Annotated in this window: 25 protein-coding genes; all 25 read right to left on the bottom strand. The window is 40.4% G+C overall.

What is annotated here, in order from left to right; genetic code table 11:
* Positions 1-815: 815 nt before the first annotated feature.
* The 25 genes from mdh to rplV all read right to left on the bottom strand — a co-directional run bounded on the left by mdh (position 816) and on the right by rplV (position 13891).
* Positions 816-1757, bottom strand: coding sequence for a malate dehydrogenase (gene mdh, locus EV202_RS05135; protein ID WP_131925861.1), 942 nt, complete (start codon positions 1755-1757; stop codon positions 816-818).
* A 346-nt stretch (positions 1758-2103) separates the two neighbouring features.
* Complete coding sequence (rplQ, locus tag EV202_RS05130) at positions 2104-2604, bottom strand: 50S ribosomal protein L17 (RefSeq protein WP_125238066.1); 501 nt, start codon at positions 2602-2604, stop codon at positions 2104-2106.
* 3 nt (positions 2605-2607) lie between these two features.
* A complete protein-coding gene (locus EV202_RS05125; protein WP_106069068.1) occupies positions 2608-3600 on the bottom strand; it encodes a DNA-directed RNA polymerase subunit alpha in 993 nt (330 codons plus the stop codon).
* Between the two features lie 11 nt (positions 3601-3611).
* A complete protein-coding gene (gene rpsD, locus EV202_RS05120) occupies positions 3612-4217 on the bottom strand; it encodes a 30S ribosomal protein S4 (protein ID WP_106069069.1) in 606 nt (201 codons plus the stop codon).
* Positions 4218-4333: 116 nt separating this feature from the next.
* Entirely contained in the window at positions 4334-4723 is a 390-nt protein-coding gene (gene rpsK / locus EV202_RS05115) for a 30S ribosomal protein S11 (protein WP_002558049.1), read from the bottom strand.
* Between the two features lie 11 nt (positions 4724-4734).
* The gene (gene rpsM, locus EV202_RS05110) at positions 4735-5115 is read right to left on the bottom strand and encodes a 30S ribosomal protein S13 (protein WP_106069071.1); all 381 of its coding nucleotides are present in this window, start codon (positions 5113-5115) and stop codon (positions 4735-4737) included.
* A gap of 34 nt (positions 5116-5149) precedes the next feature.
* Positions 5150-5266 carry a type B 50S ribosomal protein L36 gene (ykgO, locus tag EV202_RS05105; RefSeq protein ID WP_002558051.1) on the bottom strand — a complete coding sequence of 39 codons (117 nt, stop codon included), beginning with the start codon at positions 5264-5266 and terminating at the stop codon, positions 5150-5152.
* Between the two features lie 8 nt (positions 5267-5274).
* The gene (gene infA, locus EV202_RS05100; protein ID WP_002558052.1) at positions 5275-5493 is read right to left on the bottom strand and encodes a translation initiation factor IF-1; all 219 of its coding nucleotides are present in this window, start codon (positions 5491-5493) and stop codon (positions 5275-5277) included.
* Between the two features lie 9 nt (positions 5494-5502).
* Positions 5503-6300 (bottom strand): type I methionyl aminopeptidase, encoded by a 798-nt coding sequence (gene map, locus EV202_RS05095; protein ID WP_131925859.1) that lies wholly within the window; start codon positions 6298-6300, stop codon positions 5503-5505.
* 12 nt (positions 6301-6312) lie between these two features.
* The gene (gene secY / locus EV202_RS05090; RefSeq protein ID WP_106069073.1) at positions 6313-7656 is read right to left on the bottom strand and encodes a preprotein translocase subunit SecY; all 1344 of its coding nucleotides are present in this window, start codon (positions 7654-7656) and stop codon (positions 6313-6315) included.
* A gap of 4 nt (positions 7657-7660) precedes the next feature.
* Positions 7661-8107, bottom strand: coding sequence for a 50S ribosomal protein L15 (rplO, locus tag EV202_RS05085; protein ID WP_106069074.1), 447 nt, complete (start codon positions 8105-8107; stop codon positions 7661-7663).
* 29 nt (positions 8108-8136) lie between these two features.
* The gene (rpmD, locus tag EV202_RS05080) at positions 8137-8313 is read right to left on the bottom strand and encodes a 50S ribosomal protein L30 (protein ID WP_106069075.1); all 177 of its coding nucleotides are present in this window, start codon (positions 8311-8313) and stop codon (positions 8137-8139) included.
* A gap of 12 nt (positions 8314-8325) precedes the next feature.
* Positions 8326-8844, bottom strand: coding sequence for a 30S ribosomal protein S5 (gene rpsE, locus EV202_RS05075; protein ID WP_125238069.1), 519 nt, complete (start codon positions 8842-8844; stop codon positions 8326-8328).
* Positions 8845-8849: 5 nt separating this feature from the next.
* A complete protein-coding gene (rplR, locus tag EV202_RS05070; RefSeq protein WP_131925857.1) occupies positions 8850-9194 on the bottom strand; it encodes a 50S ribosomal protein L18 in 345 nt (114 codons plus the stop codon).
* 24 nt (positions 9195-9218) lie between these two features.
* Complete coding sequence (rplF, locus tag EV202_RS05065; protein WP_106069078.1) at positions 9219-9788, bottom strand: 50S ribosomal protein L6; 570 nt, start codon at positions 9786-9788, stop codon at positions 9219-9221.
* A 15-nt stretch (positions 9789-9803) separates the two neighbouring features.
* The gene (rpsH, locus tag EV202_RS05060; RefSeq protein WP_106040850.1) at positions 9804-10199 is read right to left on the bottom strand and encodes a 30S ribosomal protein S8; all 396 of its coding nucleotides are present in this window, start codon (positions 10197-10199) and stop codon (positions 9804-9806) included.
* A gap of 49 nt (positions 10200-10248) precedes the next feature.
* Positions 10249-10548: a 30S ribosomal protein S14 gene (rpsN, locus tag EV202_RS05055; protein ID WP_106069079.1), complete on the bottom strand. Its 300-nt coding sequence runs from the start codon at positions 10546-10548 to the stop codon at positions 10249-10251.
* A 4-nt stretch (positions 10549-10552) separates the two neighbouring features.
* Positions 10553-11110 (bottom strand): 50S ribosomal protein L5, encoded by a 558-nt coding sequence (rplE, locus tag EV202_RS05050; RefSeq protein WP_106069080.1) that lies wholly within the window; start codon positions 11108-11110, stop codon positions 10553-10555.
* Positions 11110-11430, bottom strand: coding sequence for a 50S ribosomal protein L24 (rplX, locus tag EV202_RS05045; RefSeq protein WP_131925855.1), 321 nt, complete (start codon positions 11428-11430; stop codon positions 11110-11112). Before rplX ends, rplE begins: the two co-directional genes overlap by 1 nt.
* Before the next feature lie 20 nt (positions 11431-11450).
* Positions 11451-11816 carry a 50S ribosomal protein L14 gene (gene rplN, locus EV202_RS05040; RefSeq protein ID WP_005825700.1) on the bottom strand — a complete coding sequence of 122 codons (366 nt, stop codon included), beginning with the start codon at positions 11814-11816 and terminating at the stop codon, positions 11451-11453.
* A gap of 2 nt (positions 11817-11818) precedes the next feature.
* Positions 11819-12088: a 30S ribosomal protein S17 gene (gene rpsQ / locus EV202_RS05035; RefSeq protein WP_005825701.1), complete on the bottom strand. Its 270-nt coding sequence runs from the start codon at positions 12086-12088 to the stop codon at positions 11819-11821.
* Positions 12085-12282, bottom strand: a complete 198-nt coding sequence (gene rpmC, locus EV202_RS05030; protein ID WP_106069082.1) for a 50S ribosomal protein L29 — start codon at positions 12280-12282, stop codon at positions 12085-12087. The genes rpsQ and rpmC overlap by 4 nt, the downstream gene beginning before the upstream one ends.
* A gap of 5 nt (positions 12283-12287) precedes the next feature.
* A complete protein-coding gene (rplP, locus tag EV202_RS05025) occupies positions 12288-12722 on the bottom strand; it encodes a 50S ribosomal protein L16 (protein WP_005656538.1) in 435 nt (144 codons plus the stop codon).
* Between the two features lie 21 nt (positions 12723-12743).
* Positions 12744-13475 carry a 30S ribosomal protein S3 gene (gene rpsC / locus EV202_RS05020; protein WP_106040856.1) on the bottom strand — a complete coding sequence of 244 codons (732 nt, stop codon included), beginning with the start codon at positions 13473-13475 and terminating at the stop codon, positions 12744-12746.
* Positions 13476-13480: 5 nt separating this feature from the next.
* Positions 13481-13891 (bottom strand): 50S ribosomal protein L22, encoded by a 411-nt coding sequence (gene rplV / locus EV202_RS05015; protein ID WP_106069084.1) that lies wholly within the window; start codon positions 13889-13891, stop codon positions 13481-13483.

The raw sequence follows: 13891 nt of genomic DNA, 5'->3' as shown, positions 1-13891 counted from the left end.
GTCGATTATCTGATCGATTTGAAAGAAAAAGGTCTGTTTAACCTTACGATGACCAACTATTAGGTCAGCAAAACTCCGAGAAGAAGGACGTTGTTCATACTATAAAGCTACAAAAATATGATGAAATGAACAAATCTTGAACAATGAGTTTTGCAGAGGTCTCGAAAAAGAAGAATCTTTTTCCATTTGGATAAACAAGAAAAGTTTCGGACAAAGAGCAAAGGTTCAACCCTGCACTCTTGTCCTTGCCGAAGCGTGAGCTTACGCTTGTACAAGTGAAGCCTCACGCTTGTACAAGTAAAGGGCTACGTTTGTACAAGTAAAAAGCTACGCTTGTACAAGTGAGAGCCAACGCTTGTACAAGCGTAAATCGCTTATAATCAGCAACTGTTTTTAATTGAAGAGAAGAAGACTTTCAGTCATCCCCGTTGGCAACTTCCCCCTCTCCTGTTTTTACTTTCCTTCAGGTGTGGGATTACCTCTTCTAAGGTGCGGGATTACGTCTCGTAAAGTGTGGGGGCAGCCTCTCTAAAGCGTGGGGGTACGTCTCGTAAAGTGTGGGATTGTCCCCTCTAAAGTGTGGGCTTAGACTTACTCAGGTGTGGGCTTGCGCCTGCATACGTGTAAAAAGCCAAACCTCTTTGCATTACAAATAAGAAAGGATTTATCCGCCGGCTTTTCCGGATTGTTCCCTTTCAACGTAGAGAAAGAACGGAAAAACAGGAAGCGCATCATGGAATTTGCGTATAAAAAACACGGGAAACGGTTTTCAACACCCGCTTCCCGTGGAATATAGTTTATCAGACACTTCTCAATCAAAGAGCGCCTACTTCCTTCAAAGCCTCGTTTGTTTTGTGAACAGCGGCTGCGCTGGCAGCGAATTTTGCTTTCTCATCGGCAGTCAGTTCCAGCTCCACAATCTTCTCGATACCGTTCTTACCCAAGATAACGGGAACACCGATGCAGATGTCTGATTCGCCGTATTCTCCTTCCAGATATACAGAGCATGGAATCATCTTCTTTTGGTTGTGAATGATAGACTCAACCACGTAAGCGCCGGCCGCACCCGGAGCATACCATGCAGAGGTACCCAGCAATTTGGTCAGCGTTGCACCGCCCACCATAGTGGCGGCAACCACTTCGTTCAGTTTCTCTTCGCTCAGCAAAGTACTTACAGGCTGACCTTTGTAAGTAGCCAGACGAGCCAACGGAATCATGGTCGTGTCACCGTGACCGCCGATAACCATGCCTTCTACTTCGTTGGCATTGCAGCCCAAAGCCTGAGACAAGAAATACTTGAAACGAGAGCTGTCCAAAGCACCACCCATACCGATGATACGGTTCTTCGGCAAGCCCAGAGATTTCAATGACAAATAAGTCATCGTGTCCATCGGATTGGAAATAACCACAAATATAGCGTTCGGAGAATATTTCAGGATGCTTTGTGCAACCGACTTAACGATACCGGCATTTACTCCGATCAATTCTTCACGGGTCATACCCGGTTTACGAGGAATACCGGAAGTAATAACCACTACATCGGAACCGGCAGTCTTCTCATAATCGTTGGTACAGCCTACAACAGTGGTGTCGAAGCCCAGCAGTTGAGCAGTCTGCATCATATCCATTGCCTTACCCTCTGAAACGCCTTCTTTCACGTCCAGCATTACCACTTCGTCGACCACTTCATTAAAGGCCAACACATTAGCGCATGTAGCACCTACGTTACCTGCACCCACTACGGTTACTTTTGACATAATTTCTAAAGTTTTTGTTTATAAGTATGCTTTAATTTTAAAGATACCACAAAAGTACAACGACATTCCTGATTAAAGAAATTTTTCCGCAATAATTTTAGTTAAAAGCAATCTTATACGCACACCTTGCGCATGCACAATAAACATCAGAGTTATATTTTTCTTCTATGCCGCCCGGCATTGGATATCAAAACACAGAGCCTGCTGCAAAAGCGGCCGTAACCTCCCGCAACAAAAAAAGAGTCCGGTGCAATACTGAACTCTTTCTGAAATCAATTAATAAATTTATTGCCCAACCTTTTGAAGGAGTGAACAAAGGGCACATCCCCCATATATAATGGTTGAATTATTCAGCCTTAGCCTCTTCAGCCGCAGGAGTTTCGGCAACCGGTGCTGCCGCTTCTACTGCAGGCGCTGCTTCAGCAGCAGCTTTCTTTGAACGGCGGGTACGGGTAGCTTTCTTCGTTACCTTTTCCTTAGCCATATTCTCGTTATAGTCTACAAGCTCAATGAAGCACATTTCCGCATTGTCACCCAAACGGTTGCCAGTCTTGATTATACGCGTATAGCCACCCGGACGATCAGCAATCTTCACGGAAATCTCTTTGAACAATTCTGTTACAGCATACTTATCTTGCAAGTTGCTAAATACCACACGACGGGAGTTTGTCGTATCGTCTTTAGCTTTCGTAATCAAAGGCTCAACAAACTTCTTCAACGCCTTAGCCTTTGCAACAGTCGTAGTGATTCTTTTGTGCTTAATCAAAGAACACGCCATATTAGCCAACATCGCGTTTCTATGAGAGGCAGTACGACCCAAATGATTGAATTTCTTATTATGTCTCATTTTTTATTCTTTATCTAATTTATATTTAGAAATATCAGTTCCAAACGACAGATTCAGACTTTCCAGCAAATCATCAAGCTCGGTAAGCGATTTCTTTCCGAAATTTCTGAATTTCAGCAAATCGGTCTTGTTGAATTGCACCAAATCGCCCAAAGTCTCTACGTCGGCAGCCTTCAAACAATTGAGGGCACGAACGGAAAGATCCATATCGACAAGTTTGGTTTTCAACAACTGACGCATATGCAGAACCTCTTCATCAAATTCTTCGTTGCCATCGGCATCGTTGCTCTCCAATGTAATCTTCTCGTCAGAGAAAAGCATGAAATGATAAATCAAGATCTTTGCTGCCTCCTTCAAAGCATCTTTCGGATGAATGGAACCGTCGGTAGTAATCTCAAGTACCAGTTTCTCGTAGTCAGTCTTCTGCTCTACACGGAAGTTTTCCACCTGATACTTCACATTACGTATCGGAGTATAAATAGAATCGATAGGAATTACGTTCACATCGGTGCAATATTCGCGATTCTCGTCAGCAGGGACATAACCGCGACCTTTGTTTATCGTAATATCTATCTGCATAGTTGCTTTTGAATCTAAATGACAAATAACTAACTCAGGATTTAACACTTCAAATCCAGTCAAATACTTACCTATGTCACCTGCTTTAAATTCACTTGAATTCTCGATTGTAATACTTACCTTCTCGCTCTCGAATTCTTCAACTACTTGCTTGAATCTCACTTGTTTCAGATTCAAGATAATGTTAGTAACATCCTCTTTAACTCCCGGAACATTGGAGAACTCATGCTCCACACCTTCTATCTTGATAGTGGTGATAGCATAACCTTCCAATGAAGAAAGCAGGATGCGGCGCAGTGCATTACCAACGGTAATACCGAAACCCGGCTCCAAAGGACGGAACTCGAATTTTCCGAATTTGGAGTCCGCTTCTAACATTAATACTTTATCAGGTTTTTGAAATGCTAATATCGCCATGAAATTAATTATTATTTAGAATACAATTCTACGATCAAATGCTCTTTAATGTTTTCAGGAATGTCCGCTCTTTCAGGCACATGCAGTAACTTACCCACCTTAGAGTTATCATCCCATTCCAACCAAGGATATTTGCTGTGGTTAAAACCTGCCAAAGAATTTGCAATCACTTCCAAAGACTTGGATCTTTCGCGAACTCCAATTACCTGACCCGGTTTTACCGCATACGAAGGAATATTTACGACCTCACCGTCCACAGTAATATGTTTGTGGCCCACCAACTGACGAGCTGCTGCACGAGTAGGAGCAATACCCAAACGGAATACAATATTGTCAAGACGTCCCTCCAACAATTGAAGAAGGATCTCACCGGTAATACCCTTAGCAGTTTCTGCCTTCTCAAACAAGTTACGGAATTGTTTCTCCAAAACGCCGTAGGTGTATTTGGCCTTCTGTTTCTCACGAAGTTGTACACCGTATTCAGAAGTCTTTCTCTTTCTTGAATTTCCATGCTGTCCGGGAGGATAGTTCTTCTTTGACAATACCTTATCTGCTCCAAAGATACCTTCACCGAATTTACGGGCAATTCTTGATTTTGGTCCAGTATATCTAGCCATTTCTTTTAAATATTTAATTGTTTATTCATGAACTCAATTTGTTGCAGCCGCGATTGTAGAGAGAAAGTTTACAATCCAAAAACAAAATCAAGTGTCATACTTATTAAAGGTAAATCTTAAACTCTACGTCTTTTCGGAGGACGACAACCATTATGCGGCAACGGAGTTACGTCAATAATCTCTGTAACCTCAATACCAGCACCGTGAATAGTTCTAATAGCAGATTCACGCCCATTACCCGGACCTTTCACATATGCTTTTACCTTTCTCAAACCAAGATCGTATGCAATCTTAGCGCAATCTTGAGCAGCCATCTGTGCTGCATAAGGAGTGTTCTTCTTAGAACCTCTGAAACCCATTTTTCCGGCAGAAGACCAAGAAATGATTTGCCCTTCGCTATTTGCCAGAGACACAATAATGTTGTTAAAAGATGAATGAACGTGCAATTGTCCATTAGCATCTACCTTTACATTTCTCTTTTTTGCTGCAACTGTTTTTTTTGCCATATCAACAATTATTATTTAGTAGCTTTTTTCTTATTAGCAACGGTTTTCTTTCTACCTTTGCGAGTACGAGCATTGTTTTTCGTGCTCTGGCCTCTTACAGGAAGACCGATGCGGTGGCGAATACCACGATAACAACCGATATCCATTAAACGCTTAATGTTCAATTGAACTTCAGAACGAAGGTCTCCTTCTACTTTATACTCTGCTCCAATGATCTCACGAATCTTGGCAGCCTGATCATCCGTCCAGTCTTTTACTTTCAGGTCTCTGTCAACACCTGCTTTGTCCAGAATCTTTGCTGAACTACTACGACCTATACCATACACATAGGTCAACGCAATTTCACCCCTCTTGTTTTGAGGCAAATCGACACCAACTATTCTTATAGCCATATACTAAATTATTTTTCTTGCAAAAATAATAATATTATCCTTGACGTTGTTTATACTTAGGATTTTTCTTGTTAATAACATACAAACGGCCATTACGTCTAACAATCTTACACTCTGGCGTACGTTTCTTTAAGGATGCTCTTACTTTCATATCTTAATTTATTTATATCTAAATACAATTCTTCCTTTCGATAAATCGTAAGGAGACATTTCGACTCTTACTTTATCACCCGGCAAAATCTTGATGTAATGCATCCGCATCTTACCGGAAATATGTGCAGTAATCTCATGTCCGTTTTCTAATTCAACGCGAAACATAGCATTAGACAATGCTTCAACTATAACTCCATCTTGTTCTATTGCAGATTGCTTTGCCATATTAAATTCTTAAATTGCTTTATCTCCTAATACTTCTTCGATGAACTTGAATGATGACAAAATATCAGCTTCACCCGCCCCTACAGCTACTGTATGTTCAAAGTGAGCCGCACATTTACGATCTTTAGTTCTCACCGTCCAACCATCACCCTCCATCAAGATTTGTCGGCTACCCAAAGTAATCATGGGCTCTATAGCTATGCATAAACCTTTTTTCAACATTGTTCCATAGCCACGCTTTCCATAATTAGGAACTTGAGGATCTTCATGCATTTCTTTTCCAATCCCATGTCCTACAAATTCACGCACTACTCCATAAGAATTAGATTCACAATACTGCTGTATCGCATATCCGATATCACCTAAGCGCTTGCCTTGAACAGCATTCTGTATCCCTATGTATAATGCTTCTTTAGTAACCTTCAGTAACTTGCGTATTTCCTCATCAACTTCACCAACACAAAACGTATAGGCTGAATCACCACAGAATCCGTTCATGTAAGTACCGCAATCAATAGATACAATATCACCATCTTTCAGTACTACATCTCTCGGAACACCATGTACCACCTGCTCATTCACAGAGGTACAAATTGAAGCAGGAAAAGGATCACCATATTGGTTAGGAAAACCCTTAAAAGTAGGCACAGCACCATTATCTCTAATGAACTCTTCTGCTACTTTATCCAACTCCTTAGTTGTTATTCCCGGTCTTATAATCTTAGCTATCTCAGCCAACGTTTTTCCAACAAGCAGATTACTCTTGCGGAGTAACTCTATTTCATCTTCTGTCTTAAGAAATATCATTTCTCAAAAAGATTAATATGCAGCTACATTACCACTGCGCCCTTTAATACGCCCGGACTTCAACAAACCATCATAGTGTCTCATCAACAAATGGCTTTCAACTTGCTGAAGAGTATCAAGTACCACACCAACAAGGATTAACAAAGACGTACCGCCAAAGAATTGAGCGAACTCGGCCTTCACACCGAACACACCGGCAAACGCAGGCATAATAGCAACCAAAGCTAAGAAGAAAGAACCAGGCAGAGTGATACGAGACATAATAACGTCAATATACTCTGCTGTTTGCTTTCCAGGCTTGATACCCGGAATAAAACCGTTGTTTCTCTTCATGTCCTCAGCCATTTGAGTCGGATTAATTGTGATCGCAGTATAGAAATACGTAAATAGTATAATCAATACAGCAAAAATCAAATTATACCAAAAGCTTGTATGATCAGTCAATGCACGTACAAAACCACTCACATCATTAACATTTGAGAAGCCCACGAGTGTAATAGGAATAAACATGATAGCCTGAGCAAAGATAATAGGCATCACGTTAGCAGCATTCACTTTCAAAGGGATGTATTGTCTGGCACCACCATACTGTTTATTACCTACTATCTTCTTCGCATATTGAACAGGAATTTTTCTTGTTCCCTGCACTAAAAGAATAGCAAATGCAATAACGAACAGCAGAACGACAAGCTCAATCAGAAACATTACCAGACCACCTGTTTTATCTGTCATTCGAGAAACCAATTCCTGAAACAAAGACTGCGGCAAACGGGCAATGATACCGATCATAATAATGAGCGAAATACCATTACCGATTCCTTTATCAGTAATTCTCTCACCAAGCCACAAAATAAACATACTCCCTGCCGCCAAAATGATGGTAGAAGTAAACATAAACAGAGTCCAATCTAATGAAGCATTTAAGGAAGGACCAGCCTGCATTTTAAGATTGAGCAAATAAGAAGGAGCCTGAACCAAAAGGATAAGAATCGTCAAATAACGAGTGTATTGATTCATTTTTCTCCTACCACTCTCGCCCTCACGCTGCAGCTTTTGGAAATACGGAACCGCAATACCCAACAACTGAATAACAATAGAGGCAGAGATATATGGCATGATACCCAATGCAAAAATAGAGGCATTGGAGAATGCTCCACCAGAAAACATATTTAACAAGGCTAAAAGACCTTCACTTGTTTGTTGATGCAACTGTGCCAACATTGACGGATTAATACCCGGCAAAACGACATACGAACCAAAACGGTAAATTGCCACAAACAATATGGTAATGAGGATCCGTTGTCTCAGATCCTCAATTTTCCATATATTCTTTAATGTTTCAATAGCTTTTCTCATTGAATTAGAGTTTTACGACTTGTCCACCAGCAGCTTCGATGGCAGCAACAGCTGTTTTAGAAAACGCATGTGCTTGTACATCCAACTTAGCAGTCAAAGTTCCGTTACCTAATACTTTTACCAACTGGCTTGCAGAAATAAAACCAGCAGCGATGAAATCATTAACACCAACCGTCTGTAAGTTCTTTGCTTCAGCCAATTTCTGAACAGTATCCAAATTGATAGCTTTATATTCTACACGATTGATGTTCTTAAAGCCGAACTTTGGAACACGACGTTGAAGAGGCATCTGTCCACCTTCAAAACCGATTTTCTTAGAGTAGCCAGATCTTGATTTAGCCCCTTTATGACCTCTAGTAGAAGTCCCCCCCAAACCAGAACCGGGACCGCGCCCAATTCTTTTTCTTGTCTTAGTAGATCCTACTGCAGGTTTTAAATTACTTAAGTTCATATTGTAATCGTTTAATATTCAACAAATAATTACTTAACAATGGCAACCAAGTGTTTAACCTTATCTACCATTCCAAGGATCGAAGGAGTGCATTCGTGCTCAACCACACGATTTAACTTACGAAGTCCCAGCGCATCCAACGTTCTCTTTTGGTCAGCAGGAGCACCAATTCTACTTTTTACTTGTTTAATCTTTACAGTCGACATATTTTTCCTCCTTTATCCTCTAAATACTTTTTCCACACTAATTCCTCTGTTCTGAGCCACCATACGAGCATCACGCATTTCGCTTAAAGCCAAGATAGTAGCTTTCACCAAGTTATGCGGGTTTGAAGAACCTTTTGACTTAGCCAAAACATCTGTTACGCCTGCACTTTCCAATACTGCACGCATAGCGCCACCAGCAACCACACCTGTTCCGTGAGAAGCAGGTTTGATAAATACCTCAGCCCCGCCAAACTTTGCAGACTGTTCATGAGGAACTGTACCTTTCAGCACGGGTACTCTTGTCAAGTTCTTCTTCGCAGATTCAACACCTTTAGCAATAGCAGCAGTTACTTCACCCGCTTTACCAAGTCCCCAACCGATAATTCCTTCTTCATTTCCTACTACCACAATAGCAGAAAAACTAAAAGTTCTACCACCCTTGGTTACTTTGGTCACACGATTAATAGCAACCAATCTGTCTTTCAGTTCTATATCGTTTGTAATCTTAACTCTATTATTAAGTCCTGCCATAATGATTAAAATTTAAGTCCACCGTTACGGGCAGCATCAGCCACCTCTTTTACTCTCCCATGATACAAATATCCATTACGGTCGAAAACAACAGTACTAATACCTGCTTCTTGAGCTTTTTTAGCAATTAGTTCACCAACTTTAGCAGCTTGCTCTTTTTTCGGCATCTTTTCAGTCATGCCTAATGAAGAAGCGGCAGCCAAAGTCTTACCGGACAAATCGTCGATAATTTGGACATAAATCTGCTTATTGCTTCTAAACACACTCATACGCGGACATTCAGTAGTACCTGAAATTCTATTGCGTACTCTATATTTGATCTTAATTCGTCTTTCTATTTTTGTTGTCATAATGATATCTATCAAATTAAATGATTATTTAGCACCGGCTGATTTACCAGACTTTCTACGAATTTCTTCGCCAACAAACTTAATACCCTTACCCTTATATGGTTCAGGCTTACGGAAAGAACGTATCTTAGAACAAACTTGACCGAGCAACTGTTTATCGCAAGATTCCAATATGATAAGAGGATTCTTATTTCTTTCAGACTTAGTCTCAACTTTAATCTCAGGAGGTAACTGTATAAAAATACTGTGAGTATATCCTAAAGCCAGTTCTATAATATTACCTTGGTTGGAAACACGATAACCTACACCGACAAGTTCCAATTCTTTCTTATATCCTTCTGACACCCCAACAACCATGTTGTGTACCAATGAACGATATAGACCATGGAATGCATGCTTTTGCTTCGGATCATCCTGCATTGCGTTTTCATTCTCAGCCAAAACAACATTTCCTTCTTCAATGCTAACAGTTATAGCAGGATTTACATATTGGCTCATTTCACCTTTGGGACCTTTCACGGTAACCACATCATCTTTTAAGGTTACTGTTACTCCAGCGGGAATACTAATGGGTAATTTTCCTATTCTTGACATTGCTATTTCCTCCTATTAATATACATAACACAAAACTTCACCACCGATTTTCAGGTCAGCGGCTTCTTTGTTGGTCATTACACCTTTGGAAGTAGATATTATAGCAATACCCAAACCATTAATAACACGCGGCATATCTTTGTAACCGGTATAACGACGCAGACCCGGAGAAGAAATTCTTTCCAGCTTCTTGATTGCGTTAACCTTATTTACCGGATCATACTTCAAGGCTACTTTAATTGTACCTTGAGGACCATCTTCTACAAACTTATAATTAAGAATGTAGCCTTTTTCAAAAAGAATCTTCGTGATTTCTTTTTTCAAATTTGAAGCCGGAACTTCCACAACTCTGTGTTTCGCTTGAATAGCGTTCCGCAACCTCGTCAAATAATCTGCTATTGGATCAGTCATATAAAATAAATTAAATTAATCAGGACTACCCTGACAATATTTAAAAAAATTACCAGCTTGCTTTCTTTACACCAGGAATAAGACCGTTGGAAGCCATCTCGCGGAACTGAATTCTGGAGATACCAAATTGACGGATATATCCTTTAGGACGACCAGTCAACTTACAACGGTTATGCATACGAATCGGATTAGAATTCTTAGGCAAATCCTGCAATTTCTGTGCGGCCTCAAAAGCCTCTGCAGGGTCACCTGTTCTAATAATTTGCTTTAACGCAGCTCTCTTCTCGGCATATCTGGCTACTAATTTAGCACGTTTAACTTCGCGTGCTTTCATTGATTCCTTTGCCATATTATCAATCTTTTTTAGCGTTTTTAAACGGTAAACCGAATTCTTTCAACAAGGCATACCCTTCTTCATCTGTTTGCGCAGAGGTTACAAAGGTAATATTCATTCCGAGAATTCTGGTAATGCTATCGATATTTATTTCAGGAAAGATAATTTGTTCCTGAATACCAAGGGTATAGTTACCTTTACCATCGAACTTGCTTTCAATACCTTTGAAGTCACGTATACGAGGAAGAGCTACACGAACCAGCTTTTCAAGGAATTCGTACATTCTCTCGCGACGCAGAGTTACCATAACACCAATAGGCATTTTCTTACGCAACTTAAAGTTTGCAATATCCTTACGAGAAATGGTCGCTACGGCTTTTTGGCCAGTGATAGTAGTCATTTCGTTTATTGCTACTTCTATAATCTTCTTATCTGCGACAGCCATACCTAAACCTTGATTGATAACAATCTTCTTAAGTACGGGTATCTGCATTGAAGAAGAATACTGGAACTGTGATTTCAATGCAGGCACAATACGCTCTGCATATTCTTTCTTAAGGCTAGCAGTATTACTCATTACTTAATCTCCTCTCCTGATTTTTTAGAATAACGCACTAAAGTGCCATCAGCACTCACTTTTCTACCAACACGCGTTGCTTTACCTGTCTTGGAATCAACGGGGTTCAGGTTTGACAAATGGATAGAAGCTTCCTGCTTCACGATACCACCTTGCGGGTTCTTTGCATTCGGTTTTGTGCTTTTAGACACCATGTTGACACCTTCGACGATTGCACGGTTTTTATCAACAAGAACCTTCAATACACGACCAGTCTTACCCTTGTCTTCGCCGGAGTTTACATAAACTGTATCGCCTTTTTTAATATGTAATTTACTCATTACTCAAATCTTTTACAATATTAAAGTACTTCAGGAGCGAGTGACACAACTTTCATGTTAGTAGCACGAAGTTCACGAGCTACCGGACCGAAAATACGACTTCCTCTTATTTCACCTGCATTGTTCAACAACACGCAAGCATTATCATCAAAACGTATATAAGAACCGTCAGCACGACGGATTTCTTTCTTTGTACGTACGATCAAAGCTTTAGACACTGCACCTTTCTTAATATCACTTGAAGGGATAACGCTCTTTACAGAAACAACAATTACGTCCCCTACTGAGGCATAACGACGTCCTGTCCCCCCCAAAACGCGAATACAAAGAGCCTCTTTTGCCCCACTATTATCACATACTGTAAGTCTGGATTCTACTTGTATCATAATTACTTAGCTCTTTCAATTATTTCTACCAATCTCCATCTCTTAGTCTTGCTCAAAGGACGAGTTTCCATGATGTGTACAGTATCGCCGATATTGCACTCATTCTTTTCATCATGAGCATGGTACTTCTTCGTTTTACTAACGAACTTACCATATATAGGGTGTTTTTCCTTAAATTTTGCTGCCACAGTAATGGTTTTATCCATCTTGTTGCTCAGCACAACCCCTGTTCTTTCTTTTCTTAAATTTCTTGCTTCCATCAAGCTCATCATTTATTGTTAAGTTCTCTTTGGCGTAATTCGGTCTTCATACGCGCAATAGTCCTGCGTAATTGTTTGATTTGAGCAGGATTATCCAAAGGAGAAATAGAATGATTTAAAACCATCTGGTTATAATTAGCTACTTCTGCCTCTATTCTTTCTACCAAATCATTGGTAGACATCTCTTTAATTTCTGCAATTTTCATACTTCTTACGCATTTTGATTTTGAATATCATAATCACGTCTCACAACAAACTTAGTTGTGATAGGAAGCTTTTGTGCTGCTAAGCGCAAAGCTTCTTTTGCGATTTCATAAGATACTCCTTCAGCTTCAATAATAATTCTACCCGGTGTAACAGGTGCCACGAATCCCTCGGGGCTACCCTTTCCTTTACCCATACGCACATCAGCAGGCTTTCTTGTGATGGGTTTATCGGGGAATATACGAATCCAAATTTGTCCTTGACGTTGCATATATCTTGTCACTGCAATACGCGCAGCTTCAATTTGACGGCCTGTAATCCATTTTGTTTCCAAGGCCTTAATACCAAAAGATCCGAAAGCCAACTGGTTTCCTCTTTGGGCATTACCCTTTTGACGGCCTTTTTGTTGTCTTCTGAATTTTGTTTTTTTCGGTTGTAACATAATTCCTAAAAATCAAATTCGTTAGCGATTATTTTTCTTTCTTTTGAAGTTCTTTCCGCCATTGCTTCCGCTATTGCTTCCACGACCACTTTCTTTGCTTTGTGTAAAGTTTGGAGCCAATTCCTTCTTTCCATAAACTTCTCCTCTACAAATCCAAACTTTGATGCCGAGAAGGCCTACTTTAGTCAATGCTTCTGCATGACAATAGTCTATATCGGCTCTGAAAGTGTGCAACGGAGTTCTTCCTTCCTTATACATTTCAGAACGAGCCATTTCAGCCCCATTCAAACGTCCTGAAATCTGAATTTTAATCCCTTCCGCACCCATACGCATTGTATTAGCGATGGCCATTTTGATGGCGCGACGGTAGGCAATTTTACCTTCAACTTGGCGAGCAATGTTGTTAGCCACGATAACAGCGTCCAACTCAGGTCTTTTTACTTCGAAGATATTAATCTGGATATCCTTATCGGTGACCTTCTTCAACTCCTCTTTTAATTTATCAACTTCTTGGCCACCTTTGCCGATAATGATACCCGGACGTGCAGTACAAACGGTAATAGTCACGAGTTTCAGTGTACGTTCAATTACAATTCTTGACACGCTTGCCTTTGCAAGACGGGCGTTCAAGTATTTGCGAATCTTGCTATCTTCCAGCAGAGAATCGCCGTAATTCTTTCCACCATACCAATTGGAATCCCATCCTCTGATAATTCCTAAACGGTTGCTTATTGGATTAACTTTTTGTCCCATTTACCTTAATTTTGATCTTCGTTATTACTTTTAGAACCAACGAACAATGTTACATGATTTGAACGTTTACGAATTCTATAACCTCTTCCCTGCGGAGCCGGTCTCATTCTTTTGAGCGTAGCACCACCATCAACAAAAATTTTGGTTACGAACAATTCCCCACTTTCTGCCTTACGTTCGTTTTTCTGCTCCCAATTAGCAATTGCAGAGCGCAGCAATTTTTCCACTCTGGCAGAAGCTTCTTTAGAAGAGAACTTCAAAACGCCGAGCGCTCTGTTCACTTCCATCCCGCGAATCATGTCAGCCACGAGACGCATTTTACGGGGGGAAGTAGGAACATTTTGCAATTTCGCAAAATACATGGTCTTAAGGGCTTCTTTTCTTTTTTCAGCCGATATTTTTTTTCTTGCTCCCAT

It is taken from the genome of Prevotella heparinolytica (genome assembly GCF_004342845.1).
GTDB lineage: Bacteria > Bacteroidota > Bacteroidia > Bacteroidales > Bacteroidaceae > Bacteroides > Bacteroides heparinolyticus.
The sequence above is the reverse complement of the archived record's forward strand: the minus strand, read 5'-3'. Positions and strand labels throughout refer to the sequence as shown.

Excerpts from the sequence above, each read along its gene's own strand:
- rplE (WP_106069080.1), bottom strand. The coding sequence starts at position 11,110 with ATGAGTAATACTGCTAGCCTTAAGAAAGAATATGCAGAGCGTATTGTG.
- secY (WP_106069073.1), bottom strand. The coding sequence starts at position 7,656 with ATGAGAAAAGCTATTGAAACATTAAAGAATATATGGAAAATTGAGGAT.
- EV202_RS05125 (WP_106069068.1), bottom strand. The coding sequence starts at position 3,600 with ATGGCGATATTAGCATTTCAAAAACCTGATAAAGTATTAATGTTAGAA.
- rplP (WP_005656538.1), bottom strand. The coding sequence starts at position 12,722 with ATGTTACAACCGAAAAAAACAAAATTCAGAAGACAACAAAAAGGCCGT.
- rpmC (WP_106069082.1), bottom strand. The coding sequence starts at position 12,282 with ATGAAAATTGCAGAAATTAAAGAGATGTCTACCAATGATTTGGTAGAA.
- rpsH (WP_106040850.1), bottom strand. The coding sequence starts at position 10,199 with ATGACTGATCCAATAGCAGATTATTTGACGAGGTTGCGGAACGCTATT.
- rplO (WP_106069074.1), bottom strand. The coding sequence starts at position 8,107 with ATGAACTTAAGTAATTTAAAACCTGCAGTAGGATCTACTAAGACAAGA.
- mdh (WP_131925861.1), bottom strand. The coding sequence starts at position 1,757 with ATGTCAAAAGTAACCGTAGTGGGTGCAGGTAACGTAGGTGCTACATGC.
- rpsE (WP_125238069.1), bottom strand. The coding sequence starts at position 8,844 with ATGGCAGGACTTAATAATAGAGTTAAGATTACAAACGATATAGAACTG.
- infA (WP_002558052.1), bottom strand. The coding sequence starts at position 5,493 with ATGGCAAAGCAATCTGCAATAGAACAAGATGGAGTTATAGTTGAAGCA.
- rpsD (WP_106069069.1), bottom strand. The coding sequence starts at position 4,217 with ATGGCTAGATATACTGGACCAAAATCAAGAATTGCCCGTAAATTCGGT.
- rpsC (WP_106040856.1), bottom strand. The coding sequence starts at position 13,475 with ATGGGACAAAAAGTTAATCCAATAAGCAACCGTTTAGGAATTATCAGA.
- rpsN (WP_106069079.1), bottom strand. The coding sequence starts at position 10,548 with ATGGCAAAGGAATCAATGAAAGCACGCGAAGTTAAACGTGCTAAATTA.
- rpsK (WP_002558049.1), bottom strand. The coding sequence starts at position 4,723 with ATGGCAAAAAAAACAGTTGCAGCAAAAAAGAGAAATGTAAAGGTAGAT.
- rplF (WP_106069078.1), bottom strand. The coding sequence starts at position 9,788 with ATGTCAAGAATAGGAAAATTACCCATTAGTATTCCCGCTGGAGTAACA.
- ykgO (WP_002558051.1), bottom strand. The coding sequence starts at position 5,266 with ATGAAAGTAAGAGCATCCTTAAAGAAACGTACGCCAGAGTGTAAGATT.
- map (WP_131925859.1), bottom strand. The coding sequence starts at position 6,300 with ATGATATTTCTTAAGACAGAAGATGAAATAGAGTTACTCCGCAAGAGT.
- rpsM (WP_106069071.1), bottom strand. The coding sequence starts at position 5,115 with ATGGCTATAAGAATAGTTGGTGTCGATTTGCCTCAAAACAAGAGGGGT.
- rplX (WP_131925855.1), bottom strand. The coding sequence starts at position 11,430 with ATGAGTAAATTACATATTAAAAAAGGCGATACAGTTTATGTAAACTCC.
- rplQ (WP_125238066.1), bottom strand. The coding sequence starts at position 2,604 with ATGAGACATAATAAGAAATTCAATCATTTGGGTCGTACTGCCTCTCAT.
- rpmD (WP_106069075.1), bottom strand. The coding sequence starts at position 8,313 with ATGTCGACTGTAAAGATTAAACAAGTAAAAAGTAGAATTGGTGCTCCT.
- rplN (WP_005825700.1), bottom strand. The coding sequence starts at position 11,816 with ATGATACAAGTAGAATCCAGACTTACAGTATGTGATAATAGTGGGGCA.
- rplV (WP_106069084.1), bottom strand. The coding sequence starts at position 13,891 with ATGGGAGCAAGAAAAAAAATATCGGCTGAAAAAAGAAAAGAAGCCCTT.
- rplR (WP_131925857.1), bottom strand. The coding sequence starts at position 9,194 with ATGACAACAAAAATAGAAAGACGAATTAAGATCAAATATAGAGTACGC.
- rpsQ (WP_005825701.1), bottom strand. The coding sequence starts at position 12,088 with ATGATGAGCTTGATGGAAGCAAGAAATTTAAGAAAAGAAAGAACAGGG.